The sequence below is a fragment of the Nocardia sp. NBC_00403 genome, from assembly GCF_036046055.1.
GTDB lineage: Bacteria > Actinomycetota > Actinomycetes > Mycobacteriales > Mycobacteriaceae > Nocardia.
Genome location: NZ_CP107939.1, coordinates 8,325,740 through 8,349,291, shown reverse-complemented (window position 1 = coordinate 8,349,291; position 23,552 = coordinate 8,325,740). Strand labels below are relative to the sequence as shown.

Sequence of the window (23,552 nt, the reverse complement as noted above, 5' to 3'; positions counted from 1 at the left end):
TTATTCGGACTCGGCCTCGGATCGGGACAAAGCGTCCTCGACGCGCTTACGTGCGCCGGCGAGATGTTCCTCGCAGCGGTTGGCCAGTGCCTCGCCGCGCTCCCACAGCGCGAGCGAATCGTCGAGGTCCATACCGCCCTGCTCGAGCATTTTCACGACGTTGACCAGTTCGTCGCGGGCGCGTTCATAGCCGAAGGTGGCGATCTCGGCCAGCTCGGTGTCGGCGTCCTTGCCGGAGTCGGCCACGGTCATTTCCTCCCTGCTTCGGTGTTTTCGGTGGGCTCGGCGACCACTGTTCGGGTGCCGAGCTGTTGGGTGCCGAGCGCGGCGGCGGTCACGGCGCCGTCGGCGACGCGGATACGCAGCTGACTGCCCGCGGGCGCGTCGTCGATCGAGCGCACTACATGCCGCTCCTTACCGTTCACACGCTGCACGACAGCGTAGCCACGGGCCAGCGTCGCGGCCGGGCCCACCGCGGTCAACTTCTCGCGTAGATGGCGCGTTGCCGTGGCTTCGGTGCGGATCAGATGTTCGGCGGTGCGTCTGGTCGCAGTGCGCAGTCGTTCGACTTCTTCGTAGCGGCGTTCGAGTTCGCGCAGTGGATCGGCGAGTACCGGCCGGGAACGCAGCTGCACCAGCGCCCTGGTTTCGCGGTCGACCCAGCCGCGCAGCGCGGCCGCCGAGCGAGCTCGCATATCGCGCACACCGGCCAGCTCGGCGGCGGCGTCGGGCACGATGCGCTTGGCGGCGTCGGTGGGGGTGGCCGCGCGCAGGTCGGCGACCAGATCGCTGAGCGGGTTGTCGGGTTCGTGGCCGATCGCGCTGACGATCGGGGTGGTCGCGGCGACGATCGCGCGGCACAGTGCCTCGTCGGAGAAGGCCAGCAGATCCTCGACGCTGCCGCCGCCGCGGGCGAGCACAATCACCTCGACGGCTGGGTCGCGGTCGAGCTCGGCCAGCGCCTCCAGCATTTGCGGCACCGCGGTCGGGCCCTGCACCGCGGTATTGCGAATCTCGAAATGCACTGCGGGCCAACGATTGCGGGCCACGGTGAGGACATCTCGCTCGGCGGCGCTGGCCCGGCCGGTGATGAGGCCGACGGTCTTGGGCAGGAATGGGATCGGTCGCTTCAGCCGGGGATCGAACAGACCCTCGGCGCCGAGCAGCGCCTTCAGGCGTTCGATGCGGGCCAGCAGCTCACCGATGCCGACCGGGCGAATCTCGATGACGCGCAATGACACTGTGCCGCGGCCGGTGAAGAACGAAAGCTTGCCATAGACCACCACCCTGCTGCCTTCTTGCAGCGGGACAGGCGATTTGCGGATCAAGTCGGGGTCGCAGGTCACCGACAACGACATGTCGGCGGATGGATCGCGCAAAACCAGGAACGCGGTGCGGGTGCCGGGGCGCAGATTGATCTGGGTGATCTGGCCCTCGACCCAGATACTGCCGAGCCGATCGATCCATTGCGCGACCTTGATGGCCACCGAACGCACCGGCCACGGTTGCTCGGCGGAATTGGCCGGCGCGGCTTTGGCCGAATCGGCCGGACGGGCGGGTTGGCCGGAGGACACCCGGCCAACCGTCGACGAAGACGTCGGGGGTTCGGTCACTGGGCCCGCACGGTGGCGATCCGGTTCGTCAGCATGGTGATGAACGGCGCGCGGGCGCGAGTCTGCTGCTCGTAATCCAGCAGCGCGCTCAGATCCTCGACGGTCAGCATGCGCAGGCGGGCACGTAGCTGGGCCAGGGTCATGTTGGCGTAGTCGTAGCGGGTGGCGACTTCCGGTTCGGTGATCTCCGGCTCGGGCTCGTCGGTGTCGGGGGCAGCGGTTTCCTGCTCGGCGGTTTCCGGTTCGATGAGGGTCTGCACGGCGGAGCTGTGGCCGTTGGACCGATATTCGGTGGGTTCCTCGGCGGTGTACAGGTCGAAACGGCTGGATCGTGCGGTGGCGGGGGTATCGGAGCCGAGGGTTTGCTCGGGTGCCTCGTCCTCGTCGAACGTGGCCCACTCGGGTTGTTCCACGGGGCTATTGGTGAACTGCTCGAAGACCGCGTCGCCCTTGAGGGCGAGGCTGGTCACGAACTGTTGGATGTGCATCGTGGTCTGCAACATCTGGCTGATCGCGGTGATCGGGAGATTCATTGCCGCCGTAGGTAGCCGACGGGTTTCTTCGATGGCATAAACGGCCGCACCGGCGGCGACGCGGGCCAGGAATGGTGGTCGGAACATGGTCCTAGCCTGCCCGAAGCGGGTTGTTATGCAAAGAACAGATGCGTATGTGTCACCGTCCGGCACCGTCATCCACCACCATTCCGGCCGATTCGTCCCAGACGGATGTCCGGACGTCACCCATATTGTTCCGCACCATGGCGTCGTGGCGGTGACCGGCCGCTGATCGATTCGTCCGGCGCACGTAAGCTGAACGGCATGTCTTCGGCCATATCCTTGAACCTCGGAATCGCCCGCTCGGCCGGCTCCGGATCTGCCGATGCCGACGGCGGAAAGCGAGTGCTACTCGCGGAGCCACGTGGGTACTGCGCCGGCGTGGACCGCGCGGTGGAAACGGTGGAGAAGAGCCTGGAGAAGCACGGTGCGCCGATCTATGTGCGCAAGGAGATCGTGCACAACCGGCATGTCGTGGAAACACTGCGTGAGCAGGGCGTTGTCTTCGTCGACGAGACCGACGAGGTGCCGGAGGGTGCGGTCGTGGTGTTCTCCGCGCATGGTGTCTCGCCCGCGGTGCACGAGTCGGCGGCAGCCCGCAATCTGCACACCATCGATGCGACCTGCCCGTTGGTGACCAAGGTGCATCAGGAAGCCAAGCGCTTCGCCCGCGACGACTACGACATCCTGCTGATCGGCCACGAAGGCCACGAGGAAGTCGAGGGCACCGCGGGGGAGGCCCCCGACCATGTACAGCTGGTGGACGGTCCCGATTCGGTGGATCGCGTCACAGTCCGCGACGAGTCCAAGGTCATCTGGCTGTCGCAGACCACGCTCAGCGTCGACGAGACGATGGAGACGGTCAAGCGGCTGCGCGAGCGGTTCCCCTCGCTGCAGGATCCGCCGAGCGACGACATCTGCTACGCCACCCAGAACCGTCAGGTCGCGGTCAAGGCGATGGCGCCGGAGTGCGATCTGGTGATCGTGGTCGGCTCGCGCAATTCGTCGAACTCGGTGCGGCTGGTCGAGGTGGCCCTCGGCGCCGGCGCCAAGGCTTCCTACCTGGTCGACTACGCCCGTGAAGTGGATCCGGCGTGGCTGGAGGGGGTGCGGACGGTCGGCATCACCTCCGGCGCTTCGGTGCCGGAAATCCTGGTCCGCGGTGTGCTGGACATGCTGGCCGAGCACGGCTTCGCCGATGTTCAGCCCGTCACCACCGCTAATGAGACGCTGGTGTTCGCGTTGCCGCGGGAGTTGCGCACGACTCGGAACTGAGCACTGTCGCACTGATCGCTGTTGCCCGGGGCCGTAATAGGCGCCCGGGCGCGGTCGCATCTACAGGTTCCCCGGCTTGCGCCGTTCGGTCCTGCTCGAATCACGTTCGCGGTAGCGGACATTGGGCTGCGGATGCGGCGGCGGTAGCTCGGCGCGCCCACGAGCTTCCGACCTGCGGTTCGGCTCGGCGCCTGCGCGCGGCATCGCGGCAGTAGGCCGGGCGGGGCCACGGTTGCCGCGGGGATATTTTGCGGTGGGACGGTCGTCGGCCCCGGGTTCCGCGGCGGTCGCGGCCAGCCGCGGCGGCGTATCGGCCACTTGCTCGCCGGAGCGTTTGCGGATTCGCGGCGATGCTTCATCGGCGTCGAGGTCGTCGGGTTCGGGCTCGGCGCGCTTGACCCGGCGGCGAGTGGATTCGGCCAGGGTGCGCGCGGACGTACCGGTCCGTGGGCGTTTCGGTGCGCTGCGTCCCCAGCTTGTGCCGCGCCTGGACTCGTCGGTGCGCTCGGAGGTTGCTTCGCGCCGGTGCAGCAGGATCCGGCCCGCGCCGATCGCCAGCACGAGCAGCGTGGCAATTGCCATCGTTGGGAACCTGTTCACCAACGGGATCGCCAGATTGAGCAGGATGTCCTTGATCGAGGTCGATTCGCGCCCGGTCAGTTGCTGATAGGCCAGCGGCACCGAAACGAACAGCAGCAGCGGCGGCAACACCATCGTGGTGAACAGTCCGCGGTAGCGCACGGCGAGTACCGCGATCACGCAGCCGACCACATACAGCGTCGCAAAGGTGCCGGTCAGCTCGCCGCCCTCGCCGCTGGCATCGATAAGGAACCCCAGAAACGTGCAGGCGACCGCGATCAGGACCGCTGCGCCGACCGGGATGCCCGGGACCGACGGCAGGATCGAACGATGCGGCGCGGGCACCCGGGATTGCACACGTTGGGAAGCAGCCACGCTATGAACACTAACTGCCATCACGCTCGGTGGTGTTACGGCACGTCCATTGTCCGGGCTAATCGTCGGCGTCGGCGAAGCCCACCGCGCGCGGCCAGGAATCCACACGATGGATTGCTGGCACCTCGCGTTCAGCTATTTCCAGGTCGTGCAATTTGCGTGCGGTGACCATCACCCGCGACTCCACGGATGCGACGGTGTAGTTGAAAGCGTCCACGGCCTTACCGAGTTGTGCGCCGAGCCGGTCCAAATGCTTGCCGGTCATGCCGAGCCGGGCGTACAGCTCCCTACCCAATTGCTGAACGGTTGCCATGTCCCGAGACAATGCCTCTTGACGCCAGCTGAACGCGATCGTGCGGAGCAAAGCGATCAATGTCGTCGGCGTTGCGAGGATCACGTTGCGGCCGAACGCGTGCTCCAGCAGTCCGGAATCCGTGGTCAGCGCGGCATCGAGGAAAGGGTCACCCGGCACGAACAAGACGACGAACTCCGGTGTCGGGTCGAATGCGGTCCAATATGCCTTGTCGGCCAGCTGATCGATGTGGGAGCGCAGATGCTTGGCGTGCCTGCCGAGCAGTTCGGCGCGCACGTCGGGATCATCGGCCATGGTTGCGTCGAGATAGGCGGTGAACGGCACCTTGGCGTCCACGATGATCTGCCGGTCGCCCGCCAGGTGGACCACCAGGTCGGGTCGGACCATGGCGGTTCGTTCGGAAGTTCCGTCGCCGCGCGTGGCCTTGGTCACCTGGGTGTCGAAATCACAGTGCCTGCTCATGCCTGCCAGCTCGACCACCCGCTCCAATTGGATCTCGCCCCACCGCCCGCGCACCTGTGGCGCGCGCAACGCCGCGACGAGCTGACTGGTCTGGCTGGTGAGCTGGTGCGAGGTGCGCTGCATGCCCGCAACCTGTTCGCGCAGGCTGGAATAGGCATTGATGCGATGATGCTCGACCTGCTGGATGTGCTGATTCAGCGCGCCGACCGCTTCACGCAACGGATCGACCATGGCGCCGATGGCATGCGAATGCCTGCGCGCCGCATCCTCATTGGCCGCAGTGAGCGACTGCCGTAGCAACCGTTCGTTATCGGCGGCCGCCGACAATCTCGCCTCCGCGGCCGTCGCCCGATGCCCCGCGCGCGCCGCGTGCCCGAGCCAGCCGAGGCCGACCCCCGCGGCGAATACCAGCATCAGTGCGACGAGCATCGGTGCGGTCATAGCGCAGATAGTGCCGCACTCCACCGACAAGAAACGAATCCGCCGAGCTACCGGGCAGCAGCACCTCGACAAACAGCCGCGGAACCGCACCGACAGCGTGCGCGGCCGCTTGCCGCGGCGAGCTCAGCAAACCGCGCTGCGCTATCGACTGACATCGAGTGAAGCCCAGACCGGCACCACCCGAAACCACCAAGAACCGAGTCGCACAAGCGCCGCTCCTCGCCCTCCGCGCCGCTGGCGCATCCACCGAAGTCGCGATCATCCCCATCGAACACGTCCTCGGCACTGTGACACCTTCCGAGAGCGGCGAGACCCCAGCCCAAGTGTCCGCAGCCCGTCCTACCTCCACAACAGCCACTGCGCATCCACCGAAGTCGCAAGCCTCGCCACTGGACGCGCCCGCGCGGGACGAGGCACCCTCCGCGCCAGCGAGCGTCTGCACCTCACCTCCACACCAGCCGAAGCGCATCGACCAAAGTCGCAAGCTCGGTTACCGACTCCCTCACTCGGCACGATGATGTCTTCCGAGCGAAGCGAGACCGAGCACTAGAGTTCGCGGCCCGTCTCGCTTCCGAGTCGTCGAAGCGCATGCGCCGCAGGCGCGAGTCTCGACGGCTCGGAAGCGAGACCAAGGGGGCCGCGAACACGCCGCGCCGCAGGCGCTGCCAAAAAATTGAGTCTGTCGGTGGGTTCGCCTACGGTTTCGCGGCATGCGGATGTTGCACACCTCGGACTGGCACATCGGCCGCACGTTCCATGGGGTCGACCTCCTAACCGACCAAGCTCGGTCGCTGGCTGCCATCGCCGACCTGGTGGTCGCGGAGTCGGTGGACGTCGTTGTGGTGCCGGGCGACGTGTACGACAGGTCCATCCCGAGCTCCGATGCGATCGCCGTATGTAATCGAGGTTTCGAGGCCATCCGCGCGGCCGGAGCGCAGATCGTCGCGACCGCTGGCAACCATGATTCTCCCGCCCGCCTCGGCGCGGGAGCCAGTTTCGCGGCCGCGGGCGGTCTGTATCTGCGCACCACCGTCGCCGATGCCGACCGGCCGGTACTGCTGACCGACGAACACGGTGAGGTCGCCTTCTACGGGATCCCCTACCTGGAGCCGGAGATCACCCGCGCCGAACTCGGTGTGCCGCAGGCACGTTCGCATGCGGAGATCCTGGACGCAGCCATGGGCCGGATACGGGCCGATATCGCCGCGCGGCCGGGAACGCGCACGGTGGTGCTCGCACACGCCTTCGTCGTCGGTGGGGAAGCGACAGGCTCGGAGCGATCCATTTCGGTCGGCGGGGTGGAGACGGTGCCGATGTCGGCATTCGAGGGCATCGACTACGTTGCCCTCGGTCACCTGCATTCGCCACAGTCCCTGTCGGAGTCGGTCCGCTACTCGGGTTCACCGCTGCCGTACTCGTTCGCGGAGAACTCCCACCGCAAAGCCGTCTGGATCATCGATCTGGATGCCGAAGGGCTGCAATCGGTGCGCCGCCACGACCTGCCGCCGGTGCGCGGGCTGAGCAAGCTCACCGGCACTCTCGACGAACTGCTCGCCGACCCGGTGCACACCGCGGCCGAGGACCATTACGTCTCGGCCACCCTCACCGACCACGCGCGCCCCGTCGATGCCATGCGCAAGCTCCGCGAACGCTTCCCGCATGCCGTGCACGTGGAATGGGCACGCCCGGAGGGCAATCCGGAGCTGCGCTACCGTGAACGAGTGCACGGCCGCCGCGACACCGATGTAGCGCAGAGCTTCCTCGCCGATGTCCGTGGGGTGCCGACCGCAAGCGACATGCAGTGGCTGGAACGAGCTCTCGCGGCGGCAGTCACCGAACCGGACGCGGTAACGGCGGCGAGCGGCACGACCCAGGAATTGTCCGCGTGAGCACGGACGCTCGCGCCGGTGGAGGGCGATCCGGGCTACCGCTTCGCGTGTCGGACGTGGATCGGGTGACCTCGGGTGGCGCAGAACCAACGTGGCCGGGCTCGAGGTTGCGGGCCTGCGGTGACCACCGGCTCCGCTCCGCGATACATCTGTCTGCGCTGCCTGGCGTCGGGGCCGTCGCGTGAGACTGCACCGGCTCGAGATGACCGCGTTCGGCCCGTTCGCCGGAACAACAGTCGTCGACTTCGACGCGCTCGGCGCGGACGGGTTGTTCCTGCTGCACGGCCAGACCGGTGCGGGCAAAACCACCGTGCTGGATGCGATCGCGTTCGCGCTGTACAACAAGGTGCCCGGCGCACGCGGCGAGGGAAAGCGGTTGCATTCCGATCATGCGCCCGAGCAGACGCCGCCACGCGTGGTTTTGGAGGCGACGCTCGGCGGGCGGCGAGTGCGGTTGACGCGCACCGCAGAGTTCGAGCGGCCCAAGGTGCGTGGCAGCGGCGTCCGTACCGAACAGGCCAAAGCGACGTTGGAATGGTTGGATGGGCAGGGCCAGAACCTCTCTCGCATACCGGATATCGGCGAGGAAATAGTCCGATTGCTCGGTATGAGTGCCGAACAGTTCTTCCAGGTGGTGTTGCTGCCACAGGGTGATTTCGCGCGATTCCTGCGATCGGACAACGAGGATCGCGAGAAGCTGCTCGAAAAGCTCTTCGACACCGAACGATTCGGCACGGCCGAGCAGTGGCTGGCCGACAAGCGCCGAGCGTCGGCCGTCGAGGTCGAGGCGAGCAAGGACGGGATCAATCAACTGATCGCCGAGATTCGAGGTGCGGTGGGACTCGGCCGCGCCGAATCCGTCGAGACGCTGGAGGCGGTGTCGTGGTCGCAGGACCTGCTCGCCACCGCCCGTGCCGAACTGGCGGCTGCCGCAGCGGAATCCGAAGGTAGGCAACAAGAGTCGGTGCGCGTGCGGACCCTCGCCGAGCAGCAGCGCCGGGTGCACGAGCTGCGCCGCCGGATGGCAGTCGCCCGACAACAGCTCGACGAGTACATCAGCGGTGCCGTGCACCGCGCTGATCTGCAAGCCGAACTCGAATCAGCCCGTCGCGCAGCGCCGGTCGACGAGGCGATCGGCGAGGCTCGTGCGGCCGTCATGCACGCGCGCCGCAAGGCCGACGAATCTCAGCGCATCGCCGCGCGACTGGCCGGCCTGCTCGGCGAACCAGCGGCCGCCGATATCGCTGGGATCGACCTGATTGCCATCGAGGCTGGTGCCGACGCGTCCCCGATCGCCGGTGTAGACGCCGATATCGATGCGGCCATTCGGCGGTGGAGCGGTCAGATCGGCGCGCTCGACGAGGTCGCCGCCGACGCGGCCGTAGCGACCACGCTGACCACTGAGCTGTCCGGCCTGCACGACGAGGCCGCCACACTGACCGCCCGGGTCTGCGAGCTGACTCGGCTGCGCGAAGAGCTCCCCGGATCGATCGTCACCACAGAGGGCAGGCTGCGCGAGGCCACCGAGGCCGCGGCTTCGCTGCCCGGGGTGTCCGCCGAATGCGAACGCCTGCAGATCGCGGCGGCAGCCGCCGTCGAGATCGCCGGACACAGAAGCGCTCTCGACCGTGCACGGATCGAATTCGAGTCGACCCGCACCGCGCACAACGACGCCAAAGAACGGGTGCTGGACCTGCGTGAGCGCAGGCTGGCCGGGATGGCCGCCGAACTCGCCGGACAGCTGTCGGAAGGACAGCCGTGCACGGTGTGCGGCTCCGCCGACCATCCCGCGCCCGCCCGGCCGGCTGCCAGCGCCGTATCCAAGGATGCCGAGGATGCCGCGGCCGCAGCGGAACGCGCCGCCGAGGACGCCCGCGACCGCGTGCTGTCGCACATCACCACCTTGGAACGCGACATCGAGGCGCTGATCGCGCGCGGCGGCGATGCCGACCGAGTCGAACTGGCCGCCACGCTGCGCGCCGCCACCGATCGCTACGAGGACGCCGCCGAACTTGCGGGCCGGTCCGAGGGCCTCACGGCCGAGCTGTCCCGCCTGCGGGCCGATGAACTGCGCCTGCACGAGGAACTCCGTCGATCCGACACCCGCCGGAGCACGGTCGCCGCAGGCATCTCGGCCACGACCACCCGCCTCGCCGAACTCACCGCCCGGCTGCGCGCCGCCGCCGGTGCTGACGAGACGATTGATCGCCGCCGCGCCCGCCTGCACACTCTGATCGCCGACGCCACCGCGCTGCGCGACGCGCGCCATGACGCCGCGACTGCCGCCGAACAGGTGACCGTAGTCGCCGACCGCGTCGAAAGTCTCGCAATAGCAGCGGGTTTTGCAGTGGCCGGAGATCCGCCGGATCCGCGGCGAGGCGTCGTCGATACCAACAGTTCGGCTGCAGATAGCGAACCGGTCGATGCGCGTGCGCTCGGTACGGGATCCGAACCAGCCGCCGTACGGCGCGACGACGTGGCTATGCTGACCGCCTACGCGCGGGTGGTGACGGCGGCCGCGCGCACAGCGCAGCGGCAAGCCGAGATCGAAGCCGAGCTGGTGACCGCAGACCGGGCTCGCGCCCACGCGGAAGCCGTTCTCGCGGAACCGGATATCCAAGCGGCGGCCAGAGCCGAACCCGGCGATCTCGCGGAGCTGGAGGCGTTGGTGACCGCCACGCAGGCCGAGCTGAACGTCGCGGTCGCCGCGCACGCGGAGGCGTCACGTCGGGTGAGCCAGTTGGAGCGTCTCGGCGGTCAGCTGTGGGCGGCGGTGGAGCGCATCGCCCCCGTGCAGCGCGCCCATGAGGAGCTCGCCGCGCTGGCCGAGGTGGTCGCCGGCAGGGGCGAGAACAACCGTCGAATGTCCTTGCGCTCCTATGTGCTCGCCGCTCGCCTCGAGGAGGTCGCACTGGCCGGATCGGTCCGGCTGCGCCGAATGTCGGGTGGCCGCTACGAATTCGTCCATTCCGACAAGGCCGGCCCGCGTGGCCGTCGCGGCGGCCTCGGTCTCGATATCCGCGACGACTACACCGGCGCTGTTCGCCCCGCGAAAACCCTCTCCGGTGGCGAAACCTTCATGGCCTCACTATCATTGGCGCTCGGTCTGGCGGACACGGTCGCCGCCGAGTCGGGCGGCCTGGTCCTGGACACCCTCTTCATCGACGAAGGTTTCGGTGGCCTCGACGCCGACACGCTCGATGCTGTGATGGGCGTATTGGACGAACTCCGTGACGGCGGCCGGGTAGTCGGTGTTGTCAGCCATGTCGACGAAATGCGCCAACGCATCCCGAGCCGCCTGCACGTCCTGCGTGGCCGCGCAGGCTCCCGCCTCGAAACTACTGTCGCCTGATTTTCCCTCGGCACCGGCGACGAGCGCAGCCGTCGGCCACAACGGCACCGCCTTGTTCGCCGCCGCGATGTTTCGCCGACGTAGTGCAGGAAGTGCGGGCGCGTCGATGTCGGCCACGGCGTTCGGCTGTCAGGAATTCGGGTCGGTCCTCAGACTGCTCAGTCCCAGCTGATACGTGGGGCTTTCGTGGTTGAGCAGCCAGCGCTTCACCTCCAGTCCCCAGCGGAAGCCGCCGAGAGCGCCACCGATGCGGAAGATGCGATGGCAGGGGACGAAGAGGGCGGCGGCGTTGCGCGCACAGGCGTTGGCGGCCGCGCGGGTGGCGTTGGGGCGGCCGGAGATCACGGCATAGTCGGTGTAGGTGATCGGGCTCCCCGCGGGGACGGTCCGCAGCACTTCCCACGCGTGCACGAGGAATTCGCCGGATTGCTGGCGGACGGGAATGTCGTCGATCGCCGTCAGATCACCGTCGTGATAGGCGGTGATCGCTCGGGTCACTTCGCCGAGGGAATCACGGTGGCGTAATTCGGCGGGTCGCAGGCTCGGGTGGATCAGCCCGCGCAGGTTCTCGGCGTCGGCGGTCCAGCCGGAGGCCAATACCGCCCCGTCGGCATCCACCAGTGCCGTGAATGGGCCGATCGGCGTTTCGGTGATTGCGAAATCAGCTGTGGTGGTTGCTGGTTGGACAGTTTCGTGGGGAATTGCAATCGCAGCAGTCACGATTGGGCACTCGCTTTCGAGTTGGCAGGGGTGATCAGGAGTTGGTGCGTGGCTTCGAACGAGCCGCCGCCTTGGTGCCGCGGCCCGCCAGTGCCGTCTTCCACAGGTGCATGGACAGATACGAACGCCACGGCGCCCAGCGGGAGGTGTCGGTGAGGTCGAGGCCGAGCAGGCCGGCGCCCTGCCGTACCACCAGGTCGGTATCGAGCAGGATGTCCGGGTCGGCGAGCAGGCGCATGGTGACGTAGTCGGCGGTCCACGGTCCGACACCATCGAGACCCATGAGTTCGCGCCGCAAATCCGTTGCGGTGCGGCCTTGGTGCAGCACGAGCTCGCCTGCGGCGAGTGCCTCGGCGACGGCGAGGATCGAGCGGATACGCCGCGCGGGGCCGGTCAGTACCTCCGCGCCGCGTTCGGCGATCGCGTCGGGAGTCGGGAAGAGCAACGGCACCGGTCCATCCACGTGCTCGCCGAGTGCCTCGACCAGCCGCGCGGTGTGGGTGGCGGCCGCGGAGACCGAGATCTGTTGCCCGATCATGGTGCGTAGCAACAACTCCGGTCCATCCAGGCACCCGGGCACCCGGATTCCCGGTGTGAAGGCAGGCTGACGGTGATCAGTGGTGCGTACGGTCACACCGACATTGAACGGGTGCTGTGCGGGTGCGGTCCCCGCGTCGGGCAGGTCGGCACCGTCGGGTATGAACTCCGCAGCGTCGGGGCGGTGTGCCGCCGCTCGCCGCGAGGCCACCGTTTCGTAGTCCAATCGGGTCACCCGGCTCTGCTCCGTCGGCACAGCGGCGGGACCGGCACCGAGCGCCTCATCGATGCCGACCGGGTCGGCGTCCAGATCCAGCAGATGGCGTACGCGCGCGACGGTCGGGGCCAGGTCACGCATATCGTGCAGCGCCAGTTCGGCGCGCACATGGTCGCTTTGGAAGCTCAGCCGGATCGTTGCGTGCCCGTGCGGCGTGCGCAGGTTTCTCGTGTAGGCGCGGTCCTCCCACAGCTCCATCCCGGGGGCCACATGTGAAGACAGGAACCACTCCAGCCACGCCCGATCCAGCGGCTCCCGGTAGGGCAACCGCAGTGTCAGCGAACCATTCGTCGGCGCGACCACCTGACCGTTCCCCGAGCGCGTCACCCGCTGGGCCTCGGTGCGCATGGTGGTTGGGCTGACCGCGAACACTTCGCGCACGGTGTCGTTGAACTGACGGATACTGGCGAATCCGGCGGCGAAGGCGATGTCGGACATCGGCATGCTGGTGGTCTGGATCAGCAGCCGGGCCGTGTGCGCGCGGTGCGCTCGCGCCAAGGCCAGCGGCCCGGCGCCGAGCTCGGTGGTGAGCACCCGGGTCAGCTGGCGTTGCGAGTAGCCGAGCGTTGCGGCAAGCGCGGGCACCCCGCCGCGTTCGATGACGCCGTCACCGATGAGCCGCATCGCTCGGGCGGCCAGATCTGCGCGGGTGTTCCAGAGCGGCGATCCCGGCGCGGCATCGGGCAGACAGCGGCGGCATGCGCGATATCCGGCCTGTTGTGCTGCCGCGGCCGTCGGCAGGAAGGTCACATTGGTCGGCTTCGGCGTGATCGCCGGACACGAAGGGCGGCAATAGATTCCGGTGGTGCGCACCGCCGTGAAGAACTGGCCGTCGAAGCGGGAGTCCTTGGTGGACACCGCCCGGTAGCAGCGCTCGAAATCCAATGCCGTGATCGTCACCCCAACCACAATGGCAGCAACCCTCGTTGTGCGCTAGCGGAAATCCGCCACTACCCCCTTGGGGGCTCAGCAGCAGCGGTTGCTGGGGTTGCGATCGGCGTCGGCGTGGCGGGTACGCCAGTACTCCCGTTCGGTGGGGATTTCGCAGCCGGGATGGGCTCGGCGCAGGTGCGCGATATAGCGCTGATAGTCCTGACCGCCGAGAACTGAGTTGAACCACCAGCCGAGCGCGCGCACCGTAGTGCCGCAGGCGGTTGCGGCTGCGCGCAGCCGCGCACCGGCCGGTCGCGGAGACCGGCCGGTGCGCGGGGCGTCGGATGCGGTCAATGCCCTCGGGCGTGTGCGGCGCCCGGCGCGCGGACCTGCCCCGATTCGATCAGGGCGTCCCATTCCTTCTGTACTTCCTTCTCCGCGGGAGTGGCGATGAACCCACGTGGCGCGAAGATTTTCGAGGGTTCCTCCGGTGATTCGCTGCTCGGGCCGCCGCCCGCACGCCACGCGCGCACACAGACCACGACGCCGACCACCGCCACGATCAGCACGAGCACCGCGAAGATGATCGACAAACTGCCCTGGATGAACGTGTTGCGCACGATCTTGTCCATGTCGTCGACATTCTTGGCAGGCGCCAACAGCTTTCCGGCATCGCGGGCCGTGCTGTAGTTACTGTGCTGCTTCCAGTATCCCAGCTTCGGATCGGCCGAGAAGATCTTCTGCCAGGACGCGGTCATGGTCACTGTCAGATCCCAGATCAGCGGCAGCGCCGGGATCCAGGCCCACTTGACCAGGCCCTTCTTGATCAGAATGGTCAGCACAACGGTCAGCGCGATTGCCGCGAGCAGCTGGTTGGAAATGCCGAACAGCGGATACAGCGTGTAGATGCCGCCCAGTGGATCGGTGACACCCATCAGCAGCACCGAACCCCATGCGGCGACCACGACGGCCGAGCAGATCCACGCGCCGGGCCGCCACGACGGGTCCTTGAACTTCTTGGCGGGGCCGCCGAGATTGCCGAGGGAGTCCGAGAGCATGAAGCGCGCGACACGGGTGCCCGCGTCGATCGTGGTGAGGATGAACAGCGCTTCGAACATGATCGCGAAGTGGTACCAGAACGCCTTCATGCCGGAGCCGCCGAGGAACTGCGACATCACCTGGGACATACCCACCGCCAGCGTCGGCGCGCCACCGGTGCGCGAGACGATGCTGGTCTCGCCGACCTCGGTCGCGGCCCTGGTGAGTTCTGCGGCGGTGATGGGGTCACCGCTGAGCCCGAGCGAATTGGTGTAGGCGGCCGCCTTGTCGGCGGTTCCGCCGGTGAGCCCGGCGCCCGCGTTCATCGCAAAGTACAGGTGCTGGTCGATGATGCTGGCGGTGATAATCGCCATGATCGCGACGAACGACTCCATCAGCATGCCGCCGTAGCCGATCATCCGCGCGTGCGACTGCTTCTCCAGCAGCTTGGGCGTGGTGCCGGAGGAGACAAGGGAGTGGAATCCCGACAGCGCACCACACGCGATGGTGATGAACAGGAACGGGAACAGACTGCCGGCGAAGGACGGACCGTTGCCGGTGTGCGCGAACTCCGACACCGCGGGGGCCTTCAGCACCGGCATGGTGATCACGATGCCGATGGCGAGCAGGCCGATGGTGCCGATCTTCATGAAGGTCGACAGGTAATCGCGCGGTGCGAGCAGCAGCCACACCGGCAGCACCGAGGCGACGAAGCCGTAGAGGATCAGCATCCACGCGATGGTGGTGCCGGACAGGGTGAACAGGTCACGGCCCCAACCGGACTCGGAGACCCAGCGCCCGGAAATAATGGCGAGCAGCAACAGTGCGAACCCGACAACGGAGACCTCCCCGACCCGGCCCGGTCGCACGTACCGCAGGTAGACGCCCATGAAAAGGGCGATCGGGATGGTCATGCCGATGGAGAACACGCCCCACGGGCTGCCACCGTGCAGTTGGCCGTCCGCGCCCTTGACCGCGGCGAGCGCCTGCACGACCACGATGCCGAGCACCGCGAGCAGGATCATCATGATCACCAGCACCGCAACGATCGCCGCGACGCCGCCGATCGGGCCGAGCTCGTCACGGGCCATCTGCCCGAGCGAACGGCCGCGGCGCTTCGACGAGGCCCACAGCACCAGGTAGTCCTGCACCGCACCCGCGAAAACGACGCCGACGATGATCCAGATCGTGCCCGGCAGGTAGCCCATTTGCGCGGCGAGCACCGGACCGACCAGCGGACCAGCGCCCGCGATGGCGGCGAAGTGGTGTCCGAAGAGCACCCGCCGGTCCATCGGCATATAGTCCTTGCCGTTTTCCATTTCTTCAGCGGGCGTTGCCACGTCGTCGCGCGGCTTGGTGATCTTGTATTCGATGAGCCTTGCGTAGAACTGGAAAGCGATCACGTAGCTACAGACCGCCGCGATCACGATCCACACGGCGTTGACGTTCTCGCCTCGTGCGATGGCGACCACGGCCCACGCGACCGCGCCGAGAACCGCGATGACGGCGAACACCGCCTTCTTGGCCGGGGTTATCGGAGACCGATCGACAACGCCGACGGGCGGCAATTCGGGATCGGTCCGTAAATATTCGATTGTCGCCATCCGCCCTACTCTCCTGTAAAACGCGCAGGATCTTGCTGAAACACGTGACAACGTATCCGATCGGTGACGGCGTGCGGGCGCGTTTCCCGACTCCTTCGGCCGACGTTAAATATTGTTCGTGTGTCGGCCATCACCTCGGTGTTGCCGGACGTATGCTGCCATGCGGTTCGTGATGCGCTACATCCGCCCCGAGGAGGGCTGACCTGTATCCCACCCGGTGTCCCCACTTCTGGCAGTTCGCGATGCGCTGTGTCCGAATGGACCAGGGTTAGTTTCGATCGCCATGCATCCACCTCAGCTGGATTCAACGCAACCCGCCCCGCCGGTTCGGCAGCTACGCCGGCGCACGCTGCTGGCTTCGGCCCTGGCCGCGCCGCTGCTCGCCACCGGGTGCGGCGCCGACGACGACGCCTTGACCTTCTTCTTCGGCGCCCGGCCACAGGAAGCGCGGGTCCGGCAGCGGATCATTCAGGAATTCCAGAAAACCCACCCGGACATCAAGATTCGCACCATTGTGTCGGGGCCCGATGCGCTGCAGCAGATGCTCACCTATTGTGCGGGCGGCAAATGTCCCGACATCATCATGGCCTGGGAACTGCTCTACGCCAGTCTCGCCGAGCGCGGCGTGCTCCTGGACCTCAACCCGTTGCTCCAGCGCGACGCCGAGCACGCCGCCGCGCTGCGAAGTGACGGATTCCCGACGCTGTATGACACATTCACCTATTCCGGTGGGCAATACGCGCTGCCCGAGCAGTGGTCCGGGGTGTTCCTCTATTACAACCGGCAGCTGTTCGCCGAGGCCGGACCAACTCCGCCCGCCCGCTGGACCGAGGCGTGGAGTTTCGCTGAATTCCTCGACACGACAAAGGCTCTCACCCACCGCGAGTCCTCGGGCCGAACGCGGCAATGGGGCTTCACCGACGCCTGGGTGCCGTACTTCTCGGCGGCCTGCTTCGGCATGAACAACGGGGTGGAGTGGTTCACGCCGTCGGTGGGGCCGACCAGAACCAATCTCGGCGATCCCCGGTTCGCCGAGGGATTCCAGTTCTACGCCGATCTCGCGGTGCGGCATCACGTCGCGCCGAGAGTCGCTGACCAGCAATCGGTTTCGGCGCCCGACCTGTTCCGGCGTGGCAAGGCCGGGATGATGATGGGCGGGCACTGGCTGTACTCCGAATTCGTCGGCAAGAAGGACCTCGATGTCGATCTCACGGTGCTGCCGGTCGGTCCACATGGTGGTCCCGGCGCGATCACCGATGTGGGATGCACCGGTCTGTCCATCGCGGCGGACAGCCCGCGCATCGAACAGGCCTGGGAATTCGTCAAATTCGCGACCGGCCCGGTAGGCCAGGCCATCATCGCCGCCTCGGGTCTGTTCGTCCCCGTCCTGAAATCGGCCATGGGTTCGCGCGGTTTCGCCGACGCGCACCGCGAAATCCGCAACCTGGAAGTCCTCACCGGCGGCCCCGCCGGCTCCCGCCCACTCCCGGTCACCCCCGCCTGGGGCAAGGTTTCGGCCCTGCTCGAACGCGGCGGCAACCGAGTCCTCCGCGGCGCCGCCACCGCGGCTTCCCTCAACGGCGACTTCACCACCGACATCAACGCCCTCCTGGAGCCCACCACATGACCACGCTGCGCGAGCGCCTGTCGAGCGGCACCGGGCTGCGGCGAACCTCGACCAGTGCCCACCACCCTGTGTCACTCGGCGAACGCGGGCGGCTGGCCCGGCAGCGAGAGCGGGCGGGATGGTTGTTCGTGGCGCCGAACCTGGCGGCGGTGGGGGTATTTTTGCTTTTTCCGTTGGGGTTTTCGCTGTATTTGAGCTTTCACGCGTGGGATTTGTTCAGTGCGCCCCGCTTCGTGGGGTTGGCGAACTATCGGCGGTTGTTCGCGGCGGATCCGCTGTTTCTCATCGCGTTACGGAATACGGCGGCTTTCACGGTGCTGACGCTGGTGCCGACGGTGGTGATCGGGTTGGGCGTCGCCGCGGTGCTCAACCGAAAGTTGATGGGTATCGGCATCTTTCGGACCATCGCGTTTCTACCGTTGGTGGCTTCCACCGTGGCCATGGCTGTGGTGTGGCGGTTCATTTTCACCAGTGACGACGGGCTGCTCAACATCGTGTTCGGCTGGGTCGGTATCGATCCGCTGCCGTGGTTGATCGATCCGGACTGGGCGCTGGTGTCGCTGAGCATCGTGACCGTGTGGAAGAGCGTGCCTTTCGCGACGGTGATCCTGCTGGCCGCCATGCAGGGGGTGCCGGAGACGCTGTACGAGGCGGCGAAGATCGACGGGGCCGGTGGGCTGCGGCGGTTCTGGTCGATCACGGTGCCGCTGATTCGCGGACCGCTGTCGTTCGTCTTCGTCATCACGATCATCAGCTCGGTGCAGGCCTTCGACCAGGCGTATGCGCTGACCGGCGGTAACGGCGGGCCGGAGACGGGCACCTATCTGCTCGGAATCATGCTGTTCCAGAACGCATTCAGCTTCTATGAGGTCGGGTACGCGGCGGCGCTGGCCTGGGTGATCTTCGCGATCCTGCTGGTGGTGACCTTGGTGCAGTTGCGGTTCGCGCGGCGCGAGGAGATCGAATTGTGAACGCCTACAGGGTTGTTCGCCGTGCATCATCGATAGAGCGCAGCGCTGAAACAGTGGAGCGGCCGATGCGAGCCCCCGCCTGTGCACCGGCCACCGAGATCGGTGTCGCTGTCCGGGGCAGTCGGGTTCAGCGGGCAATCCTCCGGCGTACCCTGCGGGGCACCCTCGGCTATGTTGCTCTGGTAGGTATCGCCTGGTGCGCGCTCGCCCCGATCCTGTGGGCGCTGTCGGGCTCACTGAAGCGTGACGGCGAGATCACCGATCCGACACTGCTGCCCGCGCAACCGCAATGGTCGAACTATCGCGAGATCTTCGATCTGCTGCCGCTGGGCCGGATGTTGCTCAACACCACCGTCTATGCGCTGTGCGTCACCGCGGGACAGGTCTTCTTCTGCGCGCTGGCCGGATATGCCTTCGCCCGCCTGCGATTTCGCGGTCGCGACGCCTTGTTTCTCGCCTATCTCGGCACCCTCATGGTGCCGCTGACCGTCACGGTGATCCCGCAGTTTCTGATCATGCGCGCGTTCGGCTGGGTGGACACCCCATGGGCGATGATCGTGCCCGGCCTGTTCGGCAGCGCGTTCGGCACCTACATGATGCGCCAATTCTTCCGCACCCTGCCCGCGGAGCTCGAGGAAGCGGCCATCATCGACGGTTGCACCACCTGGCAGGTCTTCTGGCGCGTCCTGCTCCCGCACACCCGCCCCGCCCTCATGGTGCTGGCCGTCCTCACCTGGATCGGCGTCTGGAACGACTTCCTCTGGCCGCTGGTGATGATCCAGCGCAACGAGATTGCCACCGCCACTTTGGGTTTGGTGCGATTGCAAGGCCAATACCACACCCAATGGCCGATCCTGATGGCCGCCACCATGGTTCTGCTCGCCCCGCTGCTGGTGATCTACGCGATCGCGCAGAAGTCCTTCGTCAGCGGCATCGCACAGTCGGGAATGGGCGGCCGCTGAGTTCTGCTCGATCGCGCTGGTTACGCCCTTCCTCGGTCGAAATTCGATGCACGCCTGGTGAAACCGGCTTATCAGCGGTTTCCGGGCACCCGAGCCGTACCGTCTTCAGGATGCGCGCACGCGGCCGGGCGTCCATGGGCGAACCCGGCCGCGCTTGCCGCCGATCTACTCGCCCCAATAGGTGCCGAAGCTCCAGACATTGCCTTCGGGATCGCGGACGGTGAAGCCGCGAGAGCCGTAGTCCTCATCGCGCAGGCCGCGCACCACCTCGGCTCCCGCGGCGGTCGCGCGTGCGAAGAGGTCGTCGGGGTTGTCGCAGACGACGTAGGTGGAGTCGTTGCCGGGGGAGCGCTGTCCGAACACAGTGTCGTCGCGGCCGTGGGAGCCGAACATGATGCCGCCGCCGAGCGGCCAGCGTAGCTCGCCGTGTTCGACGATCGACGGGTCATCCTCGCGGGCATAGACGCCGGTTTCCTCGAAGCCGAAGGCCTCGACGAGGAACGCGGACATGGCGCGAGCGTCACGGAAGATCAGGCAGGGCCAGATCGCGGTGGCGGTGCGGGTGGTGCTGGTTGCTGTCGTGGGATTTGTCATGTCTCCAGCCTCATCCGGCGAACCCCGCGTCGTCTTGGACGGATGGAATCTCCTCGGCCAGCCAGGTCGTCGGGCTGCAGCCGGCCAAGTCCGCGAAGTCGCGGTTGAGGTGGGCCTGGTCGTAGTAGCCACAGGTGGCCGCGACCTGGGCAATGCTCACGAAGGACGGGGTGCGTTCGATCATGTGTCGCGCACGTTCGAATCGGGCGACCCGCGCGGCCAGCTTCGGGCCGAGGCCGAACTCCGCGCCGAAACGGCGGGCCAGGTGCTGCCGACTCCAGCCGATCTTCTCGGCCAGCGGACCGATGGGCGCGGTGCCGCCGGTATCGACCAAAGTCCGCCAGGCCCAGGTCAATTCGGGCGTCACCACCCGATCATGGCAGGCCAGATCGGTCAGTGCGCGATCGCACGCGGCGAAGCGATCCGGCCAGGCGGGCAATGTCTGGATTTGCTCCCACAGTTGGCGCCCGGCCAGGCCGATCACATCCGCAAATTCCATCGACAGGTTCCAGAGTTCGCCCGCGGGCATGCCGAACAGGGTGCGACAGCCCAGTGGAGTCAGGGCGATCGACACGCCCTCTTGAAAACCGTCGTGGGCGATGGTCGCACTGCTGGCCTGCAGGCCGCTGAGCACGCAGCCGTAATTGTCGGGTGTCTGTCGCGGATCGGTTTGCGCGACAACGTCGATGGTGTGCCCGATGGCGACGATGAACGTCATGTGCCGCGACGGCAGTCCCCGATGCAGTCCGGGCGCGAACCCGGACATGCGGTAGCCGACGTAGCGGTCGATGAAGGCCGCGAGCGCGGGTGCGGGTCGTGCCGTCACCACTTCGGTGGTCGGCTCCATGAACGTCACGCTACGCCCGTCGCCGGTTCCCGCAACCCGCCGTCAGAGCGCAACGCGGAACTGTGCTTGCCACAACTGCACCGGCCACCCGAAGTGCTCTGGTACACGTGCATCGGGCAGGCGGGGTCATGCATGATCGGCGCGCCGCCGGATCGTCGATGCCAACCGAGCGGCACCACAGGATGGGTTTGTCGCTCAGCTCGCGACATTGATGTGCGCGCGGATCAGCTGCGGGTCGGCCGCTGCGTCGAGCATGCATGTGGCGAGATCGGCCCTGGAGATTCTGATCCCGAACGTCACATTGCGCTCGATTGCGGTCCGGTAGGAGCCTTTCGCCGGCTTGTCGGTGAGCTGGGGTGCACGGATGATCGTCCAATCCAGCGCGGTGTCACGCACCGCTTGCTCGGCTGCGGCCATGTCGTCGAGGCTGTGTTGCAGCAGCGGACGCAGGATGAGCGGCTTGACCACGAAGCGGGTGAACCAGTCGTCGCCCGGCCCTGCGATTCTGGCGCTGTTGCTGACCAGGACGATGCGGCGGACGCCGACCGATTCCATGGCCTTGGTGATGGACAGGGCGGTGTCGGTCGCAACACTCGTCGGTCCTTTGTCTCTGGAGCCGATGGTGTCGAGCACCGCGTCCGCACCTCGGATCGCTTCCGTGAGCGATCCGGGGTCCATGACGTCGGCCGACGCGACACGGAGCTGGGGACGGTCCTGGATCGAGTGCACACCGCGGACCACCGCGGTCACCTGGTGCCCGGCCGCCAGGGCTTGGTGCACAAGGTGTTCGCCGGTGCGTCCGGTTGCTCCGAAAATTGTGAGTCGCATGACGGACCCTTCTAGTTGGTGAGTATTTACTAACCTAGGATGGGTGAGTACTTACTAACTTGTCAACCGGGAGGCACTGTGGGAACGCGCGATCAGATCCTCGACGCCGCCGCCGAGATCATGCGCAACCGTGGGGTGGCCTTCGCTACCACCAAGGAGATCGCCAAGGCCGCAGGGTATTCGGAAGCCGCGCTCTACAAGCACTTCAGCGACAAAGAAGACCTCATACTCAATGTCCTGCGGCATCGCATGCCGGGTTCGATCGAGGCCGGGCCGCAGCCGGGTGCGGCCACGGTGGAAGACAATCTCGCCGCGATGGCGCGCGGCGCACTGAGCTTCTATCAGCAATCGCTGCCACTGCTCGGTGGCCTGTTGGCGCAGCCGAAACGGATGGCGGCACACCGTGATTCGATGAATCGTCATGGCGCGGGTCCCGGTCGTGCGATCGCGGGCATCGTCGGCTATCTGCGCGCCGAGCAGGAACTCGGTCGGGTCGATTCGGCCGCCGACGTCGATACAGTCGCGGCCCTCCTCGACGGAGCCTGCTTCCATCAGGCCTTCCTGCGTTTCTATGAAGCGGGACCCGATGCGATACCCGCGCCGGACGAGCTCGCACAGAATCTCGCACGGACGCTCACTCGGGCCCTCGGTCCGGACGCGGGCGGAGAGTCGCACAGCTGAACCTCTGCGCGGCAAGGGCCCGAACGTGCCTCTCAGCCGATGTCGAGCGATGGTGAGATGGAGCACTCGGGCCGCCGAGGTGCTGCGGAAACACACTGTTGTCCGGTTACCGTTACCGCTTCTAAGTATTTTGGAGGTGTGATGCGGCGGGTTCAATACGAGCGCAGCGGTGGTCCGGAGGTACTCGAGGTCGTGTCGGTCGAGGCGCCGACGCCGGGCCCGGGTGAACTTCTGGTTCGGGTCGAGGCGATCGGGGTGACCCTGCCGGTGGTCCGCAAGGTGCGTGAGCCGCGGGAGCCGATCGCGCTGGGCGGCGAGATCGCGGGTGAAGTGGTCGCGGTCGGCGAGGGTGTCACCGGATACGCGCCCGGCTACCGGGTGACCGGACTGGTGTTCGGCCACGGTTATGCCGATTACGCGCTGTTGTCGGTGGCGATGGCATCGCCCATCCCCGACGGCGCCTCCGCTGTCGATGCTGTCGCGCTGGTGCGCAGCGGGCTCGTCGCCTTGGGTGCGCTCGACGCCGCGAACCCGAAGGACGGCGAGGCCGCGCTGGTCACGGCTGCCGCGAGCGGCGTCGGGCACCTTGCTGTTCAGCTGGCACGGGTGCGCGGTGCGGCGCGGGTGGTCGCTGCGGTCTCTGATCTCGTCAAGGCGGATTTCGTGCGTGATCTCGGCGCGGACCAGGTGGTCGGATACGGACAGGAGTCGTGGGGCGACCCCGTCGACTACGCGCTCGACGCGGTCGGTGGCGAACTGCTCACCCCCGCCATCGCGGCACTCGCACCAGGCGGACGGCTGGTCGCCTACAGCTCCGGCGGCGGCACGATCCAGGCCTACGATCTGCTCGTCGGAGCCAAATCGGTGACTGGTTTCCAGCTCGCGCTGATCGCCATGAACTCCCCGGATCTGTACGAGCACTGGCGGCAGGAACTCTGGCAGTACTTCGCCTCGGGCCAACTGCGCCCCGCCGTCCATGCGGAATTCGCACTCGACGACGCCGCCGCGGCGCACGCCGTCGTCGAAGGCCGCGCCAACCTCGGCAAGGTCGTCCTTATTCCCTGACGTTGCCCGAAGCCTGCGTCGCCATCCCATCCGGTGCGCGGCGGCGCAGGCAGTGTGACAGCCGTTCGGCGACGG

The 23,552-nt window shown here is 67.0% G+C and carries 20 protein-coding genes; 8 read left to right on the top strand and 12 right to left on the bottom strand.

Going from position 1 to position 23,552, the window contains the following annotated elements; genetic code table 11:
• Genes OHQ90_RS37570 through OHQ90_RS37560 form a run of 3 tightly spaced genes read right to left on the bottom strand, consistent with a single transcriptional unit; the run spans position 1 to position 2,233 of the window.
• Positions 1–252, bottom strand: a complete 252-nt coding sequence (locus OHQ90_RS37570; protein ID WP_328405868.1) for an exodeoxyribonuclease VII small subunit — start codon at positions 250–252, stop codon at positions 1–3.
• The gene (gene xseA, locus OHQ90_RS37565; RefSeq protein ID WP_328405866.1) at positions 249–1,574 is read right to left on the bottom strand and encodes an exodeoxyribonuclease VII large subunit; all 1,326 of its coding nucleotides are present in this window, start codon (positions 1,572–1,574) and stop codon (positions 249–251) included. Before xseA ends, OHQ90_RS37570 begins: the two co-directional genes overlap by 4 nt.
• A 35-nt stretch (positions 1,575–1,609) precedes the next feature.
• On the bottom strand, positions 1,610–2,233 hold the full coding sequence (locus OHQ90_RS37560) for a lipid droplet-associated protein (RefSeq protein WP_328405864.1): 624 nt from the start codon (positions 2,231–2,233) through the stop codon (positions 1,610–1,612).
• A 198-nt stretch (positions 2,234–2,431) separates the two neighbouring features.
• Between OHQ90_RS37560 and OHQ90_RS37555 the strand changes: the two genes are divergently transcribed.
• A complete protein-coding gene (locus OHQ90_RS37555; protein ID WP_328405862.1) occupies positions 2,432–3,442 on the top strand; it encodes a 4-hydroxy-3-methylbut-2-enyl diphosphate reductase in 1,011 nt (336 codons plus the stop codon).
• A gap of 60 nt (positions 3,443–3,502) precedes the next feature.
• On the opposite strand, the gene OHQ90_RS37550 is transcribed toward OHQ90_RS37555, so the two are convergent.
• Together OHQ90_RS37550 and OHQ90_RS37545 are read right to left on the bottom strand one after the other, a co-directional pair.
• Positions 3,503–4,396, bottom strand: a complete 894-nt coding sequence (locus OHQ90_RS37550; RefSeq protein WP_328405859.1) for a DUF6542 domain-containing protein — start codon at positions 4,394–4,396, stop codon at positions 3,503–3,505.
• Between the two features lie 58 nt (positions 4,397–4,454).
• Positions 4,455–5,612 (bottom strand): DNA recombination protein RmuC, encoded by a 1,158-nt coding sequence (locus tag OHQ90_RS37545; protein WP_328405857.1) that lies wholly within the window; start codon positions 5,610–5,612, stop codon positions 4,455–4,457.
• 710 nt (positions 5,613–6,322) lie between these two features.
• On the opposite strand from OHQ90_RS37545, the gene OHQ90_RS37540 reads away from it, so the two are divergent.
• Positions 6,323–7,501 carry an exonuclease SbcCD subunit D gene (locus tag OHQ90_RS37540; RefSeq protein ID WP_328405855.1) on the top strand — a complete coding sequence of 393 codons (1,179 nt, stop codon included), beginning with the start codon at positions 6,323–6,325 and terminating at the stop codon, positions 7,499–7,501.
• Between the two features lie 202 nt (positions 7,502–7,703).
• Positions 7,704–10,853 carry an SMC family ATPase gene (locus OHQ90_RS37535; RefSeq protein ID WP_328405853.1) on the top strand — a complete coding sequence of 1,050 codons (3,150 nt, stop codon included), beginning with the start codon at positions 7,704–7,706 and terminating at the stop codon, positions 10,851–10,853.
• A gap of 129 nt (positions 10,854–10,982) precedes the next feature.
• Here the strand turns inward: OHQ90_RS37535 and OHQ90_RS37530 are convergent, their stop codons facing one another.
• From OHQ90_RS37530 to OHQ90_RS37515, 4 genes are all read right to left on the bottom strand, one after another.
• Positions 10,983–11,573: a methylated-DNA--[protein]-cysteine S-methyltransferase gene (locus tag OHQ90_RS37530; RefSeq protein WP_442941266.1), complete on the bottom strand. Its 591-nt coding sequence runs from the start codon at positions 11,571–11,573 to the stop codon at positions 10,983–10,985.
• 34 nt (positions 11,574–11,607) lie between these two features.
• Positions 11,608–13,296, bottom strand: coding sequence for a DNA-3-methyladenine glycosylase 2 family protein (locus tag OHQ90_RS37525; RefSeq protein ID WP_328405851.1), 1,689 nt, complete (start codon positions 13,294–13,296; stop codon positions 11,608–11,610).
• A gap of 57 nt (positions 13,297–13,353) precedes the next feature.
• Entirely contained in the window at positions 13,354–13,524 is a 171-nt protein-coding gene (locus OHQ90_RS37520; protein ID WP_328413389.1) for a YbdD/YjiX family protein, read from the bottom strand.
• Between the two features lie 86 nt (positions 13,525–13,610).
• Positions 13,611–15,902, bottom strand: coding sequence for a carbon starvation CstA family protein (locus OHQ90_RS37515; RefSeq protein WP_328405849.1), 2,292 nt, complete (start codon positions 15,900–15,902; stop codon positions 13,611–13,613).
• 283 nt (positions 15,903–16,185) lie between these two features.
• Between OHQ90_RS37515 and OHQ90_RS37510 the strand changes: the two genes are divergently transcribed.
• From OHQ90_RS37510 to OHQ90_RS37500, 3 genes are all read left to right on the top strand, one after another.
• Positions 16,186–17,529, top strand: coding sequence for an ABC transporter substrate-binding protein (locus tag OHQ90_RS37510; protein WP_328405847.1), 1,344 nt, complete (start codon positions 16,186–16,188; stop codon positions 17,527–17,529).
• A 92-nt stretch (positions 17,530–17,621) separates the two neighbouring features.
• Entirely contained in the window at positions 17,622–18,500 is an 879-nt protein-coding gene (locus tag OHQ90_RS37505; protein ID WP_442941527.1) for a carbohydrate ABC transporter permease, read from the top strand.
• A 65-nt stretch (positions 18,501–18,565) separates the two neighbouring features.
• A complete protein-coding gene (locus tag OHQ90_RS37500; protein ID WP_328405843.1) occupies positions 18,566–19,462 on the top strand; it encodes a carbohydrate ABC transporter permease in 897 nt (298 codons plus the stop codon).
• Positions 19,463–19,627: 165 nt separating this feature from the next.
• On the opposite strand, the gene OHQ90_RS37495 is transcribed toward OHQ90_RS37500, so the two are convergent.
• From OHQ90_RS37495 to OHQ90_RS37485, 3 genes are all read right to left on the bottom strand, one after another.
• A complete protein-coding gene (locus tag OHQ90_RS37495; protein ID WP_328405841.1) occupies positions 19,628–20,056 on the bottom strand; it encodes a VOC family protein in 429 nt (142 codons plus the stop codon).
• Between the two features lie 10 nt (positions 20,057–20,066).
• Positions 20,067–20,903: an AraC family transcriptional regulator gene (locus OHQ90_RS37490; RefSeq protein WP_328405839.1), complete on the bottom strand. Its 837-nt coding sequence runs from the start codon at positions 20,901–20,903 to the stop codon at positions 20,067–20,069.
• Positions 20,904–21,098: 195 nt separating this feature from the next.
• A complete protein-coding gene (locus tag OHQ90_RS37485; RefSeq protein ID WP_328405837.1) occupies positions 21,099–21,731 on the bottom strand; it encodes an NAD(P)-dependent oxidoreductase in 633 nt (210 codons plus the stop codon).
• Positions 21,732–21,809: 78 nt separating this feature from the next.
• On the opposite strand from OHQ90_RS37485, the gene OHQ90_RS37480 reads away from it, so the two are divergent.
• The gene (locus OHQ90_RS37480; RefSeq protein WP_328405835.1) at positions 21,810–22,412 is read left to right on the top strand and encodes a TetR/AcrR family transcriptional regulator; all 603 of its coding nucleotides are present in this window, start codon (positions 21,810–21,812) and stop codon (positions 22,410–22,412) included.
• A gap of 141 nt (positions 22,413–22,553) precedes the next feature.
• Positions 22,554–23,477: a quinone oxidoreductase family protein gene (locus OHQ90_RS37475; RefSeq protein WP_328405833.1), complete on the top strand. Its 924-nt coding sequence runs from the start codon at positions 22,554–22,556 to the stop codon at positions 23,475–23,477.
• The last annotated feature ends 75 nt before the right edge of the window (positions 23,478–23,552 follow it).

Excerpts from the sequence above, each read along its gene's own strand:
- OHQ90_RS37475 (WP_328405833.1), top strand. The coding sequence starts at position 22,554 with ATGCGGCGGGTTCAATACGAGCGCAGCGGTGGTCCGGAGGTACTCGAG.
- OHQ90_RS37545 (WP_328405857.1), bottom strand. The coding sequence starts at position 5,612 with ATGACCGCACCGATGCTCGTCGCACTGATGCTGGTATTCGCCGCGGGG.
- OHQ90_RS37500 (WP_328405843.1), top strand. The coding sequence starts at position 18,566 with ATGCGAGCCCCCGCCTGTGCACCGGCCACCGAGATCGGTGTCGCTGTC.
- OHQ90_RS37485 (WP_328405837.1), bottom strand. The coding sequence starts at position 21,731 with ATGCGACTCACAATTTTCGGAGCAACCGGACGCACCGGCGAACACCTT.
- OHQ90_RS37555 (WP_328405862.1), top strand. The coding sequence starts at position 2,432 with ATGTCTTCGGCCATATCCTTGAACCTCGGAATCGCCCGCTCGGCCGGC.
- OHQ90_RS37540 (WP_328405855.1), top strand. The coding sequence starts at position 6,323 with ATGCGGATGTTGCACACCTCGGACTGGCACATCGGCCGCACGTTCCAT.
- OHQ90_RS37570 (WP_328405868.1), bottom strand. The coding sequence starts at position 252 with ATGACCGTGGCCGACTCCGGCAAGGACGCCGACACCGAGCTGGCCGAG.
- OHQ90_RS37495 (WP_328405841.1), bottom strand. The coding sequence starts at position 20,056 with ATGACAAATCCCACGACAGCAACCAGCACCACCCGCACCGCCACCGCG.
- OHQ90_RS37510 (WP_328405847.1), top strand. The coding sequence starts at position 16,186 with ATGCATCCACCTCAGCTGGATTCAACGCAACCCGCCCCGCCGGTTCGG.
- OHQ90_RS37535 (WP_328405853.1), top strand. The coding sequence starts at position 7,704 with ATGACCGCGTTCGGCCCGTTCGCCGGAACAACAGTCGTCGACTTCGAC.
- OHQ90_RS37515 (WP_328405849.1), bottom strand. The coding sequence starts at position 15,902 with ATGGCGACAATCGAATATTTACGGACCGATCCCGAATTGCCGCCCGTC.
- OHQ90_RS37560 (WP_328405864.1), bottom strand. The coding sequence starts at position 2,233 with ATGTTCCGACCACCATTCCTGGCCCGCGTCGCCGCCGGTGCGGCCGTT.
- OHQ90_RS37490 (WP_328405839.1), bottom strand. The coding sequence starts at position 20,903 with ATGGAGCCGACCACCGAAGTGGTGACGGCACGACCCGCACCCGCGCTC.